Here is a 17,452-nt window from a genome sequence, read left to right as displayed (position 1 = left end):
CGCGGACAAGTTTGGAACCGGGCCATGGATGTCGCCGTCTTCATTCTGGTTGTGCTCGTCTTCGTCGCCGTTTCCGGCGCGCTGGTGCGCCTGGTGCGGGTGCCGTTGCCGGTGCTGCAGATTGCCATAGGCGCCGCACTCGCCTGGCCGGTGCGCGGCATCCATGTCGAGATCGATCCGGAACTGTTCCTGCTGGTGTTCATTCCGCCGCTGCTGTTCGGCGATGCCTATGGCGCGCCCAAGCGTGAATTGCTGGCACTGCGCGGACCGATACTCGACCTTGCCATCGGGCTCGTTTTCTTCACCATCGTCGGCTTCGGCTATGCCTTGCACTGGCTGGTGCCGAGTATTCCGCTGGTCGTCGCTTTCGCGCTCGCCGCGGTGCTGTCGCCGACCGATGCGGTGGCGGTGTCCTCGATCGTCGACAAGAACCTGGTTCCGGCGAGGCTGATGCACATTCTGGAAGGCGAGTCCCTGCTCAACGACGCTTCGGGACTGGTCATGTTTCGCTTTGCCGTGGCGGCGGCGCTGACCGGCAGCTTTTCCTTCGCCGCGGCATCCCTGAGTTTCCTCTATGCCGTCGCCGCCGGCATCCTGATCGGCGTGGCGGCGTTGTTCGTCGCCGCCAAGCTGCTGCAATTGCTCAACCGCATCGGCGGCGTGCCGGCCGAGGCGCAGGTGCTGGTGATGATCCTGCTGCCCTTCATCGCTTATCTCGGCGCCGAGCACATCGGCGCTTCCGGCATCCTGGCGGCGGTCACCGCCGGCCTGCTGACCGGTGGTTCCGGCGTGTTTCGTTTCCTCGGCGTCTCGGCTCGCATCCAGACGATGTCGCTGTGGACGACGCTTTCCTTCGTTTTCAACGGCGCTCTCTTCATCGTGCTCGGACTGCAGCTTCCCGACATCATCCGCCATGTGCCGCCGGAACTCATGAGCATGCATCCGATCGTGCAGCCGGTCGCGACCGTCATCGCGCTGACGCTGTGCCTGATCGCGCTGCGCTTTCTGTGGATCTGGGTCGGCGATATCGCGGCTGGGATCGCGGCGCGGCTGGGCAAGCGCAAGGTGGAGCCGTTTGGGCTGCGCGTGCGGCTTGCCGGTTCGGTCGCCGGTGTGCGCGGCGCGATCACCCTGGCCGGCATCCTGTCGCTGCCGCTCGCCATGCCGGACGGTTCGCCCTTTCCGGCGCGCGACCTGGTCATCTTCCTGGCCGCCGGCGTCATCATCTGCTCGCTGGTCGTCGCCAGTCTCGCCTTGCCGAAGATCGCCAGGGGGCTGGTCGAGCCCGGAGAGGATGCCGGTGCCGCCGAGGAGCGGCTTGCGCGCGTCGGCGCGGCCAAGGCGGCCATCGCCCGCATCGAGAGCATCGCCGCAACCGACACCGAAGACCGAGGCGAGGTGCCCGGCGCCCGGCTGGCCGCCGCCGACAACATTGTCGCCGGCTACCGGCGCCGCATTGCTGCTTCCGACGAAGCCGATGAAGCGCGCGCCGCAGCACGCGAAGCCGGTCGGCTGGAACTCGAGCTCAGGCTCGCCGGCATCGAGGCCGAACGCAGGGCCGTGCGCGCCATGCTGCGTAGCGGCGAGATCAACGACCATGCGGCGCGGGCGCTGTTCACCGAGATCACGCTTACCGAGGCCTTGCTGAAGGGACGACAGGCACGGAAATAGTGGCCCATGGGCAATGAGAGACGGTCATGACCGTGCCAATTTTAGAGGCAATGAACATCAGGTTACGTCCACCTTGCGAGGCAGACGCCAGCAGCCGACTTCTGCTTGGAAGAGACATGGACATTGCAAGGATGTTTGGTGCTAGCCTTGAAGATGTGCGCCCGATTACGGAGGAAGATGCGGCAAGATGGCTGAAGGCGCTCGCCGAGCATCACTACGCCTGGGTGATTGAGCACCAGGGCTCTTTCATCGGTGAAATTCGTCTTGATGGCGTGGACATCCGCGACCGACGAGCTTCGATGGCTATCGGAATATTCGATCCTGCCAGTCTTGGTCGCGGCTTGGGCAGCCAGGCGATCATGCTTTTGCTCAAGCACGCCTTCGGACAGATGCAACTTCACAGAATTGGGATCCGCGTGCTCGCCTACAACAAGCGCGCGATCCGGGCTTATGAAAAGTGCGGTTTTGTGGTCGAGGGACGCGAGCGGGAATCCGCGTTGGTGGATGGAGTCTGGTATGACGATTTGATGATGAGCCTGCTTGCCCATGAATTCCATCGCAAGACAGAAAGCTTCGAAATCGACGTTCGCGGTCCAACGGAATAGGTTCTTGGCGCAATCCGGCCAGCAAATTTCGCGCCGCAAACGTGGCGGGGCGAAAACAACTGTGTTAATGGCGCGGCGAATGCATGTCGCCCAAAAGTGTGCATCGGTTTGGACAACGACATGCATAAATCTAAATTGCCCCCGAACCCGAGGATTTCAGGCCATGGCAACAGCAGCGGCAGTGTCGAACAAATTCGAATCCTTCTTCGAAACCACGCTGGCCGACGCCGATCCGGAGATTTTCGGCGCCATCCGCAACGAACTCGGCCGTCAGCGTCACGAGATCGAGCTGATCGCCTCTGAAAACATCGTCTCGCGCGCCGTTCTGGAAGCGCAGGGCTCGATCATGACCAACAAATACGCCGAAGGCTATCCGGGCAAGCGCTACTATGGCGGTTGCCAGTTCGTCGACGTCGCCGAGGAACTGGCGATCGAGCGGGCGAAAAAGCTGTTCGGCTGCAATTTCGCCAACGTCCAGCCGAATTCCGGCAGCCAGATGAACCAGGCCGTGTTCCTGGCGCTGCTGCAGCCCGGTGACACCTTCATGGGCCTAGACCTCAATTCGGGCGGCCATCTGACCCACGGTTCGCCGGTCAACATGAGCGGCAAATGGTTCAAGGTCGTGTCCTATGGCGTGCGCCAGGACGACCACCTGCTTGACATGGATGCGATCGAGAAGACCGCCCACGAGACCAAGCCGAAGCTGATCTTGGCCGGCGGCACCGCCTATTCGCGCGTCTGGGACTGGAAGCGTTTTCGCGAGATCGCCGATGCGGTTGGCGCCTACCTGATGGTCGACATGGCGCACATCGCCGGCCTGGTGGCGGGCGGCGTGCATCCGTCGCCGCTGCCGCATGCCCATGTGGTGACCACGACCACGCACAAGTCGCTGCGCGGCCCGCGCGGCGGGATGATCCTGTGCAATGACGAGGACATCGCCAAGAAGATGAATTCCGCGGTGTTCCCCGGCCTGCAGGGCGGCCCGCTGATGCATGTCATCGCCGCCAAGGCGGTGGCCTTTGGCGAAGCACTGAAGCCAAGCTTCAAGGTCTACGCCGAGAGCGTCGCCGCCAACGCCAAGGCGCTCGCCTCCAGCCTCAAGGAAACCGGTCTCGATATCGTCTCCGGCGGCACCGACAACCATTTGATGCTGGTCGACCTGCGCCCCAAGAACGCCACTGGCAAGCGCGCCGAGGCAGCGCTCGGCCGTGCCAACATCACCTGCAACAAGAATGGCATTCCGTTCGACCCGGAGAAGCCTTTCGTCACGTCAGGCGTGCGTCTCGGCACTCCGGCCGGCACCACGCGCGGCTTCGGCCAGGCCGAGTTCCGCGAGATAGGCAAGCTGATCGCCGAAGTGTTGGATGGTCTGAAAGTCGCCAATTCCGACGAGGGCAATGCCGCTGTCGAAGCGGCGGTCAAGGCCAAGGTGGTGGCGCTGACCGACCGTTTTCCGCTCTATCCCTATCTCGGCTGACGAGATAGAGGTCTCTTCACCTTGTCGCGACGACAAGCGTCGTCGCGGCAAGCCTGCGACAGGAGCCTTGATGATGCGAACTGGCACCTTGGCTGCTTTGATTGCCTTGCCGTTGTCCGGCATCGCCTTGGCACAAACCGCCCCCGCTCAAACCGCGCCAACGCAGCCCGCACCTGCCCAGGCCGCGCCCGCGGCACCCGCCCAGGCAGAACCCAAGCTCGAAACCTTCGGCAGATGGTCGACCTTGGTCGACGAGATCGACACCGGTCAGGATAGCCGCAAGACCTGCGCTGCCTCGACCGCCTTTGTCGGCGCTGGCGGCGAGACCGGTACGCTGACGCTCATCATCTCGAACGGCGATGCATTGCCGCCGGATGCCTACCCGTCCCTGACCATTTCCGTCGGCAACCAGGCTTTGCCGACTGGCAAGTCCGTTGCTGCCACCTTCGGCGATGACAAGGGCCACGTCACCGCCAAGCTCCATTCCGATGCCGCCGTCAATGGCCGGCTCAGCTGGATCATGGACAATCAGGCCAAGACCAGCCTGGCGCTCTTGCGTGTCATGCGTCGCGCATCGGTGCTCGATGTCGCCTTTGGCGACACGTCGGTTGGAAGCATATCCATGGACGGCTTCACCAAGGCCTATCGCAGTCTCGGCACATCGTGCGGGTTTCCGACCACCGACGTTGCCCCCTGACGGCATCGGCACGCTGTCCGGCTGCTTTGGCGACGCTGGCAATCTTGCTTGCGCCTCGCTATCTCTGAGAGGCAAGGGGCTGTTGCCGATACTTTGCCATCGTTGCAAAAACCTCTAAGCCTTTCGCCTCACCAGATTCGCAACCAAAGGCTTCTCCATGCGCTGTCCCTATTGCCAGTCAGAAGATACGCAGGTGAAGGATTCGCGCCCCGCCGAGGATGGCGCGGCGATCCGCAGGCGCCGCGTCTGCCCCGATTGCGGCGGCCGCTTCACCACCTTCGAGCGCGTGCAGCTGCGCGACCTCGTCGTGGTCAAGAAATCGGGTCGCAAAGTGCCGTTCGATCGCGACAAGCTGCTGCGCTCGGTGGAGATTGCCGTTCGCAAGCGCAATGTCGATCCCGAGCGCATCGACCGCGCCGTGACCGGCATCGTGCGCCAGCTCGAAAGCTCCGGCGAGACCGAAGTGGCATCCGGCGAGGTCGGCCGGCTGGTCATGGAAGCGCTGAAGTCGCTCGACGATGTCGCCTATGTCCGCTTCGCCTCGGTCTACCGCAATTTTCGCGAAGCCAAGGATTTCCACGAATTGCTCGGCGAGCTCAAGGGGGACGAAATCAAGGGTGAAGAGGACGCCAGCTGAGCATGACTGCAAGCGACAGACAGGCCGAACTTGATCGTCGTTTCATGGCGGCGGCGCTCCGCCTTTCGCGGAAGAATGCCGGGCGCACCGCGACCAATCCTTCCGTAGGCACGCTGATCGTGCGCGACGACGGTAATGGCCCGATGATTGTCGGCACCGGCGTGACCGCTGTCGGCGGCCGCCCGCATGCCGAGACCGAGGCTCTGGCCGAGGCCGGCGCGCTGGCGCGCGGCGCCACCGCCTATGTCACGCTGGAACCTTGCGCCCATCATGGCCGCACGCCGCCTTGTGCCAATGCGCTGGTCAGCGCCGGTGTCGCGCGCGTCGTCGGCGCCGCCAGCGACCCCGATCCGCGCGTGTCCGGCAAGGGCTACGCGATCCTGCGCGCCGCCGGCGTCGAGGTGGTCGAGAAGGTGTTGGCGGCGGAAGCCGACGAACAGATGGCGGGCTATCTGATTCGATGGTTGAGAAAGCGCCCCGAAGTGATTCTCAAGCTTGCCCTTTCCAGTGATGGCAAGATCGGCAGGCAAGGCGAAGGGCAAGTGTCGATCACCGGCGATATCGCCCGTCGCGAAGTGTATCTGATGCGGGCCGAGGCCGACGGCATACTGGTCGGCATTGGCACGGCACTGGAGGATGATCCGGCTCTGACGGTGCGCTTGCCGGGGCTGGAGAACCGTTCGCCGGCGCGCATCGTGCTCGACCGCCAGATCAGGTTGCCCGAGGCCTCGAAGCTGGTTTCGGGCGTGGACCGGGTGCCGCTTTACGTGGCCGCTTGCCTGGAGGCCGATCCGCATCGGCGGACCATGCTGGAACGCGCCGGGGTGCGCTTCATCGGCACAGAAACGCATGAAGGCGGCGTAGCACTACCGGAACTGCTCGAGGATCTGGCCGCACTCGGCATGGCCAGCGTTCTGGTCGAGGGCGGCGCCAAGGTTGCCAGTGCTTTTCTGGCCGATGGGCTGGTCGACCGCATCGTGCTGTTCCGGGGGCCGGAAGCGATCGGTAGTGACGGCATTGCATCGCCCATCGATGCTGACCATATCCCGGCAGGATTTCGCAAGCTTCGCGACATGCGTTTCGGCGAAGACAGCTATGCCGAGTGGATCAGAGACATTTAGGATCAACACCGATGTTTACCGGAATTGTCACCGATGTCGGCACCGTCGCGACCGTCAAGCCGCTCAGGGAAGGGGTGGGGCTGCGCATCGACACCGCCTATGACCCCGAGACGATTGCCATTGGCGCTTCGATTTCCTGCGGCGGTGTCTGCCTGACGGTCACCGCCTTGCCCGACAGCGGCTCGAACGCGCACTGGTTCGAGGTCGAGGCCTGGGAAGAAGCGCTCAGGCTGACGACGGCGACGGGCTGGAAAGCGGGCACGCGGATCAATCTGGAGCGGGCGCTGAAGATCGGCGACGAACTCGGCGGTCACATCGTTTCGGGCCATGTCGACGGCATGGCCAAGATCGTCGAGCGCAAGGACGAAGGCGATGCGGTGCGTTTTACCCTTGAAGCACCGCGCGATCTGGCGAAGTTCATTGCGCCAAAGGGCTCGGTCGCGCTCGACGGCACCTCGCTCACCGTCAACAAGGTGGAAGGTATGCGCTTCGATGTGCTTTTGATCCACCACTCACTGACCGTGACCACCTGGGGCGAGCGCCAGGTCGGCGACCGCCTCAATCTCGAGATCGACACCATGGCCCGCTATGCGGCGCGCCTGGTGGAAGCGGCGAAAGAAGGGCTCTAAGCGGTTACCCGGGAATTTCGACCCTAGGTCACCTTCGGAAAGCTTGCGAACTCGTCGGCTTCGGCCTAAGTCACCGGCTCCGCCGGAGACGTGACGAAAAATGCCCAGGAACAAGAAACTCAAGCTGCTGATCATCGAAGCCCGCTTCTATGATGATCTGGCGGACGCGCTGCTCGAAGGCGCCAAGGGCGCGCTCGACGAAGCCGGCGCCAAGTACGATGTCGTCACCGTGCCAGGCGCTTTGGAAATTCCGGCCGTGATCTCCTTCGCGCTCGATGCCGCCGAGGGTGAGGGCACCGACTATGACGGCTTTGTCGCGCTTGGCACCGTGATCCGAGGCGAGACGCATCATTTTGATATTGTCGCCAACGAATCCGCACGCGCCTTGATGGATATGTCGGTGCAGGAATCGATTTGCGTCGGCAACGGCATCCTGACAACCGAGAATGACGAGCAGGCCTGGACACGCGCCCGGCGCACGGAAGGCGACAAGGGTGGTTTTGCAGCGCGTGCCGCGCTCACCATGATCGACGTCAAGAAACGGCTCGGAGCCTGACCGGCGTGACGCAATCCGGAGACAAGGACCGACCACCGGTGCGCCAGGCCAACAAGCGCGGCGCCGCCCGGCTGGCCGCTGTGCAGGCGCTCTATCAGATGGATGTCGCCGGCAGCGGCGTCTTCGAGATCACCGCCGAATACGAGGCCTTTCGTCTCGGCAAGGAAGTCGACGGCGCGCTCTACCGCGAGGCCGACGCACAATGGTTTCGCGCCATCCTGGCCGGTGTCGTCGAGAACCAGAAGACCGTCGATCCGATTATCCGCCAGGCACTGACCGAGGACTGGCCGCTGTCGAGGCTTGATTCGACGCTGCGCGCCATTCTGCGCGCCGGCGTCTACGAGCTGATGAAGCGCGAGGATGTGCCTGTTGCCGTCATCGTCTCCGAATATGTCGACATCGCCAAGGCCTTCTACGAGGAAGACGAGCCGAAGCTGGTCAACGCCGTGCTTGACCGTGTGTCTCGCCGGGTGCGTGGCGAGGGGCGCGGCAAGGACGCATCGTGACGGCAATCGCCGTCGGGGCGGGCAGGGAGGCGCGTCGCACCGCTCTGATCCTCGCCGCCTCGCAGGCGATCATCGGCTCGGCCGCACCCATCGCCATCTCGATGGGGGCACTGGCCGGGCAATATCTGCTTGGTCCCGACAAATCATTGGCGACGGCGCCGATCACCGGCTTCAACATCGGCGTGGCGCTCGGCGCGCTGCCGGCAGCGGCGATCATCCGCGGCATGGGCCAGCGCAGCGGCTTCATGACCGGCACGATCGTTACCGCGCTTGGCGGTCTGGTCGCTACTGCAGCGCTTTTCCACGGCAGCTTCTGGCTGTTCGCCTTCGGCCTGTTGGTGATCGGCGTCGGCGGTGCCTTCGTCCAGCAATTCCGTTTCGCCGCCGCCGACAATGCTCCGCCCGAGTTCAAGGCTCGCGCCATCTCGTTCGTGCTGGCCGGAGGCATCATCACCGCCATTCTCGGGCCGCAGATCGTCATCTTCACCCGTGAATCGTTCGCGCCGGTGATGTTTGCCGGTTCGTTCGCCGCCATCCTGCCGCTGGCCGCGGCCGGCGCCATCATCCTGTCGTTCCTGCGACTGCCGGCGAAGGCATCTGGCAAGGTGGAAATCGCCGACAGCGACGCAAGACCGTTGGCGGAAATCGTCACGAAGCCGCGCTTCGTCGCTGCGCTGTTCTGCGCTGTCGGCAGCTATGCGCTGATGAGCTTCGTCATGACGGGCGCCCCGCTGGCCATGGTTGGCTGTGGCCTGTCGGAGGACGATGCGACGCTCGGCATTTCCTGGCACGTCATGGCGATGTTCGCGCCGAGCTTCTTCACCGGCTCGCTGATCCATCGCTTCGGCGCCGAACGCATCGTCGCCATCGGCCTGGTCCTGCTCATCGGCTGCGCCATCGTCGCTTTGTCGGGCCTGGCGCTGTGGCAATTCTGGACGTCGCTGATCCTGCTTGGCCTTGGCTGGAATTTCAGCTTCATCGGCGCCACGGCGATGGTGGCGGCCAGCTATCGGCCATCGGAGAAGGGCAAGGTGCAGGGCTTCCACGATTTCGTCCTGTTCGGCGCCGTCGCCTGCGCTTCACTGATGTCGGGCATGGTCTACAATGCCTGGGGCTGGACCATGCTGAACTGGATGGTCTTCCCGGTTACCGCACTGTGCTTCGTCGCCCTCGGCGCGCTCAAGCTGACGGGCATTCGCAAAGCCGACGCCTGATCCTGGATTGCCGTTTGACCTGACACGATGCTGTCAGCATGGTCCCGGCGAAGCCGCCGCTGGCCGAACAAAATTATTGCGCCCATCCCCATTGTTATGAAACCGTATGCCCCGACGGGGCGTTGACGCCATGCTCATATGCGGCCGCCGCATTCCGGTTCACAGCAAGGGATTTCACAATGTTTTCAGTCAAGGTTCTGGTCCGCGCGGCATTGGCGCTCGGCATCACGGCAGCCTCCGCCAGCGCCCAGGTGGTTGTCTCGTCGAAGATCGACACCGAGGGTGGCGTGCTCGGCAACATCATCCAGCTCGTTCTCAATGCCAACAACATCAAGACATCAGACCGTATCCAACTGGGCGGCACCCCGGTGGTCCGCAAGGCGATCACTGCCGGCGAGATCGACATCTATCCGGAGTACACCGGCAACGCCGCCTTCTTCTTCGAGAAGGCCGACGACCCGGTCTGGAAGGATGCCGCCAAGGCCTATGAGACGGCCAAGAAGCTCGACTACGACGCCAACAAGATCGTCTGGCTGTCGCCGTCGCCGGCCAACAACACCTGGGCGATCGCGCTACGCAAGGAGGTCGCGGAGACCAACAAGCTCGCCACGCTTTCCGACTTCGGCAAGTATGTCGCGGGCGGCGGCCAGGTGGTGCTGGCGGCATCCGCCGAGTTCGTCAATTCCGCGGCCGCACTTCCGGCCTTCCAGACCACCTATGGCTTCACGCTGAAGCCAGAGCAACTGATCACGCTCTCCGGCGGCGACACGGCGGCAACCATCGCCGCCGCCGCCAACCAGACCAGCGGGGCGAATGCCGCCATGGTCTACGGCACCGATGGCGGCATCGCGCCGTCCGGACTGGTCGTGCTCGACGACGACAAGGGCGTGCAGCCCGTCTACCAGCCGGCGCCGATCATCCGCGAAGCGGTGCTGAAGGAACATCCCGAGATCGAGACGCTGCTGAAGCCGGTCTTCGCCAAGCTCGACCTCGTCACGCTGCAGGATCTGAACGGGCGCGTGCAGGTCGGCGGCGAGCCGGTCAAGGGCGTCGCCGAGGACTTCCTGAAGAAGAACGGCTTCCTCAAGTAGGACGATTCCGGCGCGCCGCATTCGTCGCGCGCCGGATCGACTGACGGGGGAGCGCGTGCAGATCCGGTTCGACAAGCTCGGCGTGGTCATCGCCGCGATAGCAGCCTATGCGGCGTTCGCCGCGTCCTTTGCCACGTTCCGTGCCAACCGCATCGTTCCCGGCCAGGCGCGCTCGATTCTCGAGGCGCTGCCGGCAACGACCGGAACGCTTCTGCTCGCCATCGTCGTCGCCGCAGCACTTGTCGCGCTGTTCAAGACGCCGCTTGTCCTGCGCCTTGCCGCCAGTGTGGTGGCACTTGCCGCGCTCGCACTGCTGATCGGCGTCGCCGGCACATTTCTCACGCCGCCCGGCAACACTTTTGCCAGGGTTTCGCCGGCCTCCGGTTTCTGGATACTGATCTTCACCTTCACGCTGTTGCTGGCCGATGTGCTGACACGGCTGAACCTGTCGCCATTGGCGCGGGTCGGCGTGCTTGTCGTCGCGGCTTTGGCGATCGGCCTGCTGTTGATCTCGGGAAGCTGGGACAATCTGTCGATCCTCAAGGAATACGCCAACCGCGCCGACAGTTTTTGGGCCGAAGGCTCCAAGCATGTGACGCTGGCGCTCGGTTCGCTGCTTGTTGCGGTGATCATCGGCCTGCCGCTTGGCATTCTCTGCCATCGCGTCGAAAGGCTGCGCGCCGGCGTTCTCAACGTGCTCAACATCATCCAGACCATTCCCTCGATCGCGCTGTTCGGCCTGCTGATCGCGCCGCTCGGTTGGGTCGCCACGCATGTGCCGGGGGCCGCGGCGCTCGGTATTCGCGGCATCGGCACGGCACCGGCCTTCGTCGCCTTATTCCTCTATTCGCTGCTGCCGGTGGTGGCCAACACCGTGGTCGGGCTCGCCGGCGTGCCGCGCGCCGCCAACGACGCGGCGCGTGGCATGGGCATGACCGACAGGCAGCGCCTGTTCGGCGTCGAGTTCCCGCTGGCATTTCCGGTCATCCTCACCGGCATCCGCATCGTTTTGGTGCAGAACATCGGCCTCGCCACCATTGCCGCGCTGATCGGCGGTGGCGGCTTTGGCGTGTTCGTCTTCCAGGGCGTTGGCCAGACGGCGATGGATCTGGTGCTGCTCGGCGCCGTGCCGACTGTAGCGCTCGCCTTTGCCGCCGCCATCATTCTCGACGCGGTGATCGAAATGACCGCCACCAAGCGCAGGGTTGAAACGGCATGATCGAGATCGAAGGCATTACCAAGCGCTACGACGCGACAACGGTGGTCGATGACGTCTCGATGGTCATCGAGCCGCGCACCATTGCCGTCATTGTCGGCACGTCGGGTTCCGGCAAGACGACGCTGCTGCGCATGATCAACCGGCTGGTCGAGCCGACCGCGGGCATCATCAAGCTCGACGGCGCCGACAATCGCTCGCTGCCCGGTTACGAATTGCGCCGCAGCATCGGCTACGCCATTCAGGGCCACGGCCTGTTTCCGCATCGCACGGTAGCGCAGAACATTGCCACCGTGCCGGTGCTGCTCGGCTGGGACAAGGCTCGCATCAAGGCCCGCGTCGACGAGTTGATGACGCTCTACCAGCTCGATCCCGAAGCCTTCGGGCCGCGCTACCCGCACGAATTGTCCGGCGGCCAGCAGCAGCGTGTCGGCGTTGCCCGAGCGCTCGCCGCCGAGCCCAACGTCCTGTTGATGGACGAACCGTTCGGCGCGCTCGACCCGATCATCCGCACCAAGGCGCAGGAGGATCTGCTGGCGATTCAGAAGAGCTTCGGCACCACCATCATCCTCGTCACCCACGACATGGAGGAGGCCGTGCACATGGGCGACAAGATCGCGGTGATGGATGCCGGCAAGCTTGTGCAATACGCCAAGCCCGCGGAGATCCTGGCAAACCCGGCCAGTGCCTTCGTCGAGACCCTGGTCGGCGCCAGCGAAAGGCCGTTCCGGCTGCTATCGCTCGGCCGCGTGCGCGACGCCGTGGAGAAGGGTTCCGCCGAAGGCGAGGCGATCCCGGGCGATGCCAGCCAGCGCGACGCGCTGGCTGAACTGTTGTGGTCGGGCCGGCCGGCGCTGCCGGTCAAAGGCGCCGACGGCAAGCCGCTTGGCCGCGTCACCGTCGACGGTCTGGTGAAACGCGCGGCGAGGCCGGCATGAAAGCCTGGCTTCCATCGCTGCTCAGGCTTGCTTTGGTGGTGCTGCTCGTTGCCTTTGTCACCAATCCCGGCTGGTTCGAACCGCTGCTGAAGCCGCTGACCGAGAACAATGCGCCGGTGATCTACAATCAGGGCAGCCTGCTGACGCTGACGTTGATGCATTTGCGCATCGTCCTGATCGCCACTGTGGCTGCGACCATCATCGCTGTCGCGCTGGCCATCCTGGTCACAAGGCCGGCCGGCGCCGAGTTCCTTGCGCTGTCGCGCAGCCTGGTCAACATCGGCCAGACCTTTCCGCCGGTGGCGGTGCTGGCGCTTGCCGTGCCGGCGGTCGGCTTCGGCGAAAAGCCGACGCTGATCGCGCTGTTTCTCTATGGCCTGCTGCCGATCTTCGAGAACGCGCTGACCGGGCTGACGACGCTGCCGGCCAATGTCATGGAGGCGGCGCGCGGTGCCGGCATGACCGGCTGGCAAAGGCTTACCAAGGTCGAGCTGCCGCTCAGCGCCCCGATCATCCTGGGCGGTATCAGGCTGTCGGTTGTCATCAGCCTTGCCACCGCCACCATCGGCTCGACGGTGGCCGCCAAGACGCTGGGCGAGGTGATCATCGCCGGGCTGTTGTCCAACAACCTCGCCTTCATCCTGCAGGGCGGCCTGATCGTGGCAGCCCTTGCGGTGCTGATCTATGACGGTCTGTCGGCAATCGAGCGCTACACCGCGCGACGCATGGGCAGGGAGGCAGAGTAGCCACGCGTTGCGTCAAGACCGATTTCAATCGATCTAATAGCACAATGCCGACGGCGGCGGTCTCGTGGCCCATGCCTTTTGGGCGAAAGCCGGGCAAAAACCGAACAATATCTTGACGTTCGCAGCCCTGTTTCGCATACACCGCTGCGAAGAGGCGGATTCCGTGCACGGATCCGGTCTTAGTCTCAACGGCCCAGGGAGGGGTTCTTTTGGGCCATCAATCGAGGAAAATCCGGCAATGACAATTATTTCCGTCGTCATCGCCTGCGGCCTGCTTTCAATCCTTTACGCCATCTGGGCGACACGTTCGGTCCTCGCGGCCGATCAGGGCAATGCACGCATGCAGGAAATCTCCGCCGCCATCCGCGAAGGCGCGCAGGCCTATCTGGCGCGCCAGTACACCACCATCGCCATCGTCGGCGTGGTCGTGCTGCTGCTCGCCTGGTGGCTGCTGTCGATCACCGCCGCCATCGGCTTCCTGATCGGCGCCGTTCTGTCGGGCGCCGCCGGCTTCATCGGCATGCATGTTTCGGTGCGGGCCAACGTGCGTACCGCGCAGGCGGCTTCCAACAGCCTTGCTGCCGGTCTCGACATCGCTTTCAAATCGGGCGCCATCACCGGCATGCTGGTCGCTGGCCTGGCGTTGCTCGGCGTGTCGATCTACTACCTCATCCTCACCCACTTCATGGGCCTTCAGCCCAATGACCGCATCGTCATCGACTCGCTGGTTTCGCTGGGCTTCGGTGCTTCGCTGATCTCGATCTTCGCCCGTCTCGGCGGCGGCATCTTCACCAAGGGCGCCGACGTCGGCGGCGATCTCGTCGGCAAGGTCGAGGCCGGTATTCCGGAAGATGATCCGCGCAACCCGGCCACCATCGCCGACAATGTCGGCGACAATGTCGGCGACTGCGCCGGCATGGCCGCCGACCTGTTCGAGACCTATGCGGTGACCGTCGTCGCCACCATGGTTCTCGCCGCCATCTTCTTTGGCGGCACCGCGGTTCTGGGGGCGGCGATGCTCTATCCGCTCGCCATCTGCGGCGCCTGCATCCTGACCTCGATCGTCGGCACCTTCTTCGTCAAGCTCGGCTCCAATGGCTCGATCATGGGCGCACTCTACAAGGGCCTGATCGTCACCGGCCTGCTGTCCATCGTCGGCCTCGGCGTGGCCACCTCGGTGACCCTTGGCTGGGGCGAGATCGGCACCGTTGCCGGCATGGCCATCACCGGCAAGAACCTGTTCATCTGCGGCCTGATCGGCCTCGTGGTGACCGGTCTCATCGTGGTGATCACCGAGTACTACACCGGTACCAACAAGCGCCCGGTCAACTCCATCGCCCAGGCGTCGGTGACCGGTCACGGCACCAACGTCATCCAGGGCCTTGCGGTCTCGCTGGAATCGACGGCGCTGCCGGCGATCGTCATCGTCGGCGGCATCATCTCGACCTATCAGCTCGCCGGCCTCTACGGCACGGCGATCGCGGTCACGACGATGCTCGGCCTCGCCGGCATGATCGTGGCGCTCGACGCCTTTGGCCCGGTCACCGACAATGCCGGCGGCATTGCCGAAATGGCCGGCCTGCCCAAGGAAGTGCGCCACTCCACTGACGCGCTCGACGCGGTTGGCAACACCACCAAGGCGGTGACCAAGGGCTACGCCATCGGTTCGGCCGGTCTCGGCGCGCTGGTGCTGTTTGCCGCCTATTCGAACGACCTGAAGTTCTTTGCCGCCAATGGCGACAAATATCCGTACTTCCAGGGCATGGGCGAAATCTCCTTCGATCTCTCCAACCCCTATGTCGTCGCTGGCCTGATCTTCGGCGGCTTGATCCCGTATCTGTTCGGCGGCATCGCCATGACGGCAGTCGGCCGTGCGGCGGGCGCCATCGTCGAGGAGGTGCGCAAGCAGTTCCGCGAGGATCCGGGCATCATGGCCGGCACCTCCAAGCCGAACTACGCCCGCGCCGTCGATCTTCTGACCAAGGCGGCGATCCGCGAGATGATCATCCCGTCGCTGCTGCCGGTGCTGGCGCCGCTCGTCGTCTATTTCGGCGTGCTGCTGATCTCGGGTTCGAAGGCGTCCGCCTTTGCCGCCCTCGGCGCCTCGCTGCTCGGCGTCATCGTCAATGGCCTCTTCGTCGCCATCTCGATGACCTCTGGCGGCGGCGCCTGGGACAACGCCAAGAAGTCCTTCGAAGACGGCTTCGTCGACAAGAACGGCGTCAAGCACCTCAAGGGTTCCGAAGCGCACAAGGCTTCGGTGACCGGCGACACGGTCGGCGATCCCTACAAGGACACCGCTGGTCCGGCCGTCAACCCGGCGATCAAGATCACCAACATCGTCGCGTTGCTGCTGCTGGCCGTGCTCGCGCACGGCTAAGCGATTAGCCAGGTCTACAAGACAAAACCCGCGGGGAGCGATCCTCGCGGGTTTTTGTTTGCGGCTACGACGGTCGCCTTCATTTCGTCCCTTCGCCTGCGGGCCTTGCCCGACCGATCCCCCGTAACAAAAACCCGCAGGATCGCTCCCGCGGGTCTTTGGTCGCCTGAGATGGTGTGGCTTCCGGAACGAAAGCCGAAGAGAATTAGGCGCCGCCACCTGGGAGGCCGGGGGCCAGCTTGCTGGCGCCGTTGATGATCTGGCTGAGGAAGTTCTGGTCCTTGCCGCCGGTCGGCGTGGTGCGCGAGATGAAGTCGAACATCTTGCCGTCCTTCAGGCCGTAATTGGCGATCTGGGTGACACGACCGTCGGCGCCGAAATAGACCGCCAGCACTTTCTGGTCGATGAGTCTCGGCTTGTCGAAGGCGACGTAGCGCTTGCGCGTCTGCGAAATGTAATAGAAGGCCTCATTGTCGAAGGTCGCCGTCGTCGACGGCGTGCCGAGCGCCAGAAGCACCTGCTCGCGGCTCGAGCCAACCGGCACCAGGTCGATCGCCTGCTGGTCGATGACGTAGCCCTGGGTGAGGGTCTCGCTCGGGTTGAGGTCACCGATCATCTTGGAGGTGTGGCAGGCGGACAACGCCGAAACGATCACCAGCAGCGAGATCGCGCCGGCGGGCCGGGACGAGAAGGTCGACTTGAAATTCAGCGCGCGCAACAACAACTCCATTAGCTGGCCGCAACTTGCGCTGGGCCGCAAAACCGGTAAACCAGCTTGCTGGCCGATGCAACAAGGCCACTTCAACAAACGGTCCCGGGAGACCATCCCCAATGTTCCAGCGCTTTTTTGGCCGCGAACGCCATGCCAACCGCGCTATCACCGAGGCGCTTTACGCACAAATCGTGGCGGCGGCGCGGCAGACTGTGTTTTATTCCCACTGGAATGTGCCCGACACGCCGCTTGGCCGTTTCGAGATGGTGTCGCTGCACATGTTCCTGTTCCAGCACCGCTTGCGCGGCGAGCACGGCGTGGCGCAAGAGGTCGCCCAGGTGCTGATCGACGAGTTCTTCCTCGACGTCGATCATTCGCTGCGGGAATTGGGCATTGGCGACGTCGTCGTGCCCAAACGCATGAAAAAGCTGGCAAAAATGTTTTATGGCCGAACCGCCGCCTATGACGATGCCCTGGAGAGAAACGACCGTGACGGGCTCACCGCTGCCCTTGCCCGCAATGTCCGGCCCGACGCCGGCGCCTGGCCGCAAGCGTCGCTGCTGGCCAATTATGTCACCGACGCCTGCAATCAGCTGGCCGCGCAGCCATCCGAATCGATTGTCTCCGGCACGGTGGCGTTTCCCGTCGCCAACGGAGGTTGATCAATGAAACACATTGACCCGCAAAGCCCGGTATCGTTCCGCGCAAACATTGCCCGCCTGCCGCACAAGGGTTTGCCGGTGGTGATCGAGGCCGACGCCGCGCAGCGCGCGGCGCTGGCCGAGGAGCACGGGCTGCTTTCGGTCGAAGCCTACCGCGCGGAGCTTCTGGTGACGTCATGGAAGCGCAATGGCGTGAAGGTCAGCGGTCGCGTCGAAGCCGACATCACCCAGGCCTGCATCGTCACGCTTGACCCTGTCGAAGCTCATATCGACGAGCCGATCGAAGCGCTGTTGCTGCCCGAGGACTCCAAGCTCGGACGGCAGGGTTTCGATGACGGCGGCGAGATCCTGCTCGACGCGGACGGACCGGACGGTCCCGAAACATTTTCCGGAGACACGATCGACGTCGGCGCGCTCGCCGAACAGTTCTTCGGGCTGGCGATCGACCCTTATCCACGCAAGCAGGGCGCGTCTCTGAGTGCCGGCGGCGAGGCCGAACCCGCGGAGAATGAATTTCAGCAAAAACTGCGATCCTTGCTGGGAAAATCCTGAAAACCTCGCCCGCGACGGAAAAGTCGGTTGTGCGGCAGCCCA

At 64.0% G+C, this 17,452-nt stretch carries 18 protein-coding genes; 17 read left to right on the top strand and 1 reads right to left on the bottom strand.

What is annotated here, in order from left to right:
* The first annotated feature begins 24 nt into the window (after window positions 1-24).
* From ACFSOZ_RS08305 to ACFSOZ_RS08235, 15 genes are all read left to right on the top strand, one after another.
* Window positions 25-1,671: a Na+/H+ antiporter gene (locus ACFSOZ_RS08305; RefSeq protein WP_379095847.1), complete on the top strand. Its 1,647-nt coding sequence runs from the start codon at window positions 25-27 to the stop codon at window positions 1,669-1,671.
* 26 nt (window positions 1,672-1,697) lie between these two features.
* Window positions 1,698-2,276: a GNAT family N-acetyltransferase gene (locus ACFSOZ_RS08300; protein ID WP_379095843.1), complete on the top strand. Its 579-nt coding sequence runs from the start codon at window positions 1,698-1,700 to the stop codon at window positions 2,274-2,276.
* A 163-nt stretch (window positions 2,277-2,439) separates the two neighbouring features.
* The gene (gene glyA / locus ACFSOZ_RS08295; protein WP_013532252.1) at window positions 2,440-3,753 is read left to right on the top strand and encodes a serine hydroxymethyltransferase; all 1,314 of its coding nucleotides are present in this window, start codon (window positions 2,440-2,442) and stop codon (window positions 3,751-3,753) included.
* 73 nt (window positions 3,754-3,826) lie between these two features.
* Window positions 3,827-4,450 (top strand): hypothetical protein, encoded by a 624-nt coding sequence (locus tag ACFSOZ_RS08290; RefSeq protein ID WP_379096072.1) that lies wholly within the window; start codon window positions 3,827-3,829, stop codon window positions 4,448-4,450.
* A 157-nt stretch (window positions 4,451-4,607) separates the two neighbouring features.
* Window positions 4,608-5,087, top strand: a complete 480-nt coding sequence (nrdR, locus tag ACFSOZ_RS08285) for a transcriptional regulator NrdR (protein WP_056594062.1) — start codon at window positions 4,608-4,610, stop codon at window positions 5,085-5,087.
* 2 nt (window positions 5,088-5,089) lie between these two features.
* Window positions 5,090-6,208, top strand: coding sequence for a bifunctional diaminohydroxyphosphoribosylaminopyrimidine deaminase/5-amino-6-(5-phosphoribosylamino)uracil reductase RibD (gene ribD / locus ACFSOZ_RS08280; RefSeq protein WP_379095839.1), 1,119 nt, complete (start codon window positions 5,090-5,092; stop codon window positions 6,206-6,208).
* 11 nt (window positions 6,209-6,219) lie between these two features.
* The gene (locus ACFSOZ_RS08275) at window positions 6,220-6,837 is read left to right on the top strand and encodes a riboflavin synthase (RefSeq protein WP_379095836.1); all 618 of its coding nucleotides are present in this window, start codon (window positions 6,220-6,222) and stop codon (window positions 6,835-6,837) included.
* Window positions 6,838-6,937: 100 nt separating this feature from the next.
* Window positions 6,938-7,393, top strand: coding sequence for a 6,7-dimethyl-8-ribityllumazine synthase (gene ribH / locus ACFSOZ_RS08270; RefSeq protein ID WP_379095833.1), 456 nt, complete (start codon window positions 6,938-6,940; stop codon window positions 7,391-7,393).
* A 5-nt stretch (window positions 7,394-7,398) separates the two neighbouring features.
* Complete coding sequence (gene nusB / locus ACFSOZ_RS08265) at window positions 7,399-7,899, top strand: transcription antitermination factor NusB (RefSeq protein WP_256750781.1); 501 nt, start codon at window positions 7,399-7,401, stop codon at window positions 7,897-7,899.
* On the top strand, window positions 7,896-9,113 hold the full coding sequence (locus ACFSOZ_RS08260) for an MFS transporter (RefSeq protein WP_379095829.1): 1,218 nt from the start codon (window positions 7,896-7,898) through the stop codon (window positions 9,111-9,113). The genes nusB and ACFSOZ_RS08260 overlap by 4 nt, the downstream gene beginning before the upstream one ends.
* A 179-nt stretch (window positions 9,114-9,292) precedes the next feature.
* Entirely contained in the window at window positions 9,293-10,204 is a 912-nt protein-coding gene (osmF, locus tag ACFSOZ_RS08255) for a glycine betaine ABC transporter substrate-binding protein OsmF (RefSeq protein ID WP_379095826.1), read from the top strand.
* A gap of 55 nt (window positions 10,205-10,259) precedes the next feature.
* Window positions 10,260-11,423 (top strand): ABC transporter permease, encoded by a 1,164-nt coding sequence (locus tag ACFSOZ_RS08250; RefSeq protein WP_379095823.1) that lies wholly within the window; start codon window positions 10,260-10,262, stop codon window positions 11,421-11,423.
* Window positions 11,420-12,358, top strand: coding sequence for an ABC transporter ATP-binding protein (locus tag ACFSOZ_RS08245; RefSeq protein WP_379095820.1), 939 nt, complete (start codon window positions 11,420-11,422; stop codon window positions 12,356-12,358). The genes ACFSOZ_RS08250 and ACFSOZ_RS08245 overlap by 4 nt, the downstream gene beginning before the upstream one ends.
* The gene (locus ACFSOZ_RS08240) at window positions 12,355-13,104 is read left to right on the top strand and encodes an ABC transporter permease (RefSeq protein ID WP_379095817.1); all 750 of its coding nucleotides are present in this window, start codon (window positions 12,355-12,357) and stop codon (window positions 13,102-13,104) included. Before ACFSOZ_RS08245 ends, ACFSOZ_RS08240 begins: the two co-directional genes overlap by 4 nt.
* Before the next feature lie 238 nt (window positions 13,105-13,342).
* On the top strand, window positions 13,343-15,484 hold the full coding sequence (locus tag ACFSOZ_RS08235) for a sodium-translocating pyrophosphatase (protein ID WP_379095814.1): 2,142 nt from the start codon (window positions 13,343-13,345) through the stop codon (window positions 15,482-15,484).
* A 205-nt stretch (window positions 15,485-15,689) separates the two neighbouring features.
* Here the strand turns inward: ACFSOZ_RS08235 and ACFSOZ_RS08230 are convergent, their stop codons facing one another.
* Entirely contained in the window at window positions 15,690-16,202 is a 513-nt protein-coding gene (locus ACFSOZ_RS08230; protein WP_379095811.1) for an outer membrane protein assembly factor BamE, read from the bottom strand.
* A 113-nt stretch (window positions 16,203-16,315) separates the two neighbouring features.
* On the opposite strand from ACFSOZ_RS08230, the gene ACFSOZ_RS08225 reads away from it, so the two are divergent.
* On the top strand, window positions 16,316-16,858 hold the full coding sequence (locus tag ACFSOZ_RS08225; protein WP_379095808.1) for a ubiquinol-cytochrome C chaperone family protein: 543 nt from the start codon (window positions 16,316-16,318) through the stop codon (window positions 16,856-16,858).
* A gap of 3 nt (window positions 16,859-16,861) precedes the next feature.
* Window positions 16,862-17,410, top strand: coding sequence for a YceD family protein (locus ACFSOZ_RS08220; protein ID WP_379095805.1), 549 nt, complete (start codon window positions 16,862-16,864; stop codon window positions 17,408-17,410).
* Window positions 17,411-17,452: the final 42 nt, after the last annotated feature.

It is taken from the genome of Mesorhizobium newzealandense, assembly GCF_042682145.1.
GTDB classification, from domain to species: domain Bacteria; phylum Pseudomonadota; class Alphaproteobacteria; order Rhizobiales; family Rhizobiaceae; genus Mesorhizobium; species Mesorhizobium newzealandense.
This window is presented reverse-complemented; position numbering and strand designations above follow the sequence as displayed.

What these genes read in the sequence shown, in the direction of transcription:
- ACFSOZ_RS08275 (WP_379095836.1), top strand. Translation starts at nt 6,220, where the DNA reads ATGTTTACCGGAATTGTCACCGATGTCGGCACCGTCGCGACCGTCAAG.
- ACFSOZ_RS08225 (WP_379095808.1), top strand. Translation starts at nt 16,316, where the DNA reads ATGTTCCAGCGCTTTTTTGGCCGCGAACGCCATGCCAACCGCGCTATC.
- ACFSOZ_RS08300 (WP_379095843.1), top strand. Translation starts at nt 1,698, where the DNA reads ATGACCGTGCCAATTTTAGAGGCAATGAACATCAGGTTACGTCCACCT.
- osmF (WP_379095826.1), top strand. Translation starts at nt 9,293, where the DNA reads ATGTTTTCAGTCAAGGTTCTGGTCCGCGCGGCATTGGCGCTCGGCATC.
- ACFSOZ_RS08240 (WP_379095817.1), top strand. Translation starts at nt 12,355, where the DNA reads ATGAAAGCCTGGCTTCCATCGCTGCTCAGGCTTGCTTTGGTGGTGCTG.
- ACFSOZ_RS08235 (WP_379095814.1), top strand. Translation starts at nt 13,343, where the DNA reads ATGACAATTATTTCCGTCGTCATCGCCTGCGGCCTGCTTTCAATCCTT.
- ACFSOZ_RS08220 (WP_379095805.1), top strand. Translation starts at nt 16,862, where the DNA reads ATGAAACACATTGACCCGCAAAGCCCGGTATCGTTCCGCGCAAACATT.
- nrdR (WP_056594062.1), top strand. Translation starts at nt 4,608, where the DNA reads ATGCGCTGTCCCTATTGCCAGTCAGAAGATACGCAGGTGAAGGATTCG.
- ACFSOZ_RS08305 (WP_379095847.1), top strand. Translation starts at nt 25, where the DNA reads ATGGATGTCGCCGTCTTCATTCTGGTTGTGCTCGTCTTCGTCGCCGTT.
- ribH (WP_379095833.1), top strand. Translation starts at nt 6,938, where the DNA reads ATGCCCAGGAACAAGAAACTCAAGCTGCTGATCATCGAAGCCCGCTTC.
- glyA (WP_013532252.1), top strand. Translation starts at nt 2,440, where the DNA reads ATGGCAACAGCAGCGGCAGTGTCGAACAAATTCGAATCCTTCTTCGAA.
- ACFSOZ_RS08245 (WP_379095820.1), top strand. Translation starts at nt 11,420, where the DNA reads ATGATCGAGATCGAAGGCATTACCAAGCGCTACGACGCGACAACGGTG.
- ACFSOZ_RS08290 (WP_379096072.1), top strand. Translation starts at nt 3,827, where the DNA reads ATGCGAACTGGCACCTTGGCTGCTTTGATTGCCTTGCCGTTGTCCGGC.
- ribD (WP_379095839.1), top strand. Translation starts at nt 5,090, where the DNA reads ATGACTGCAAGCGACAGACAGGCCGAACTTGATCGTCGTTTCATGGCG.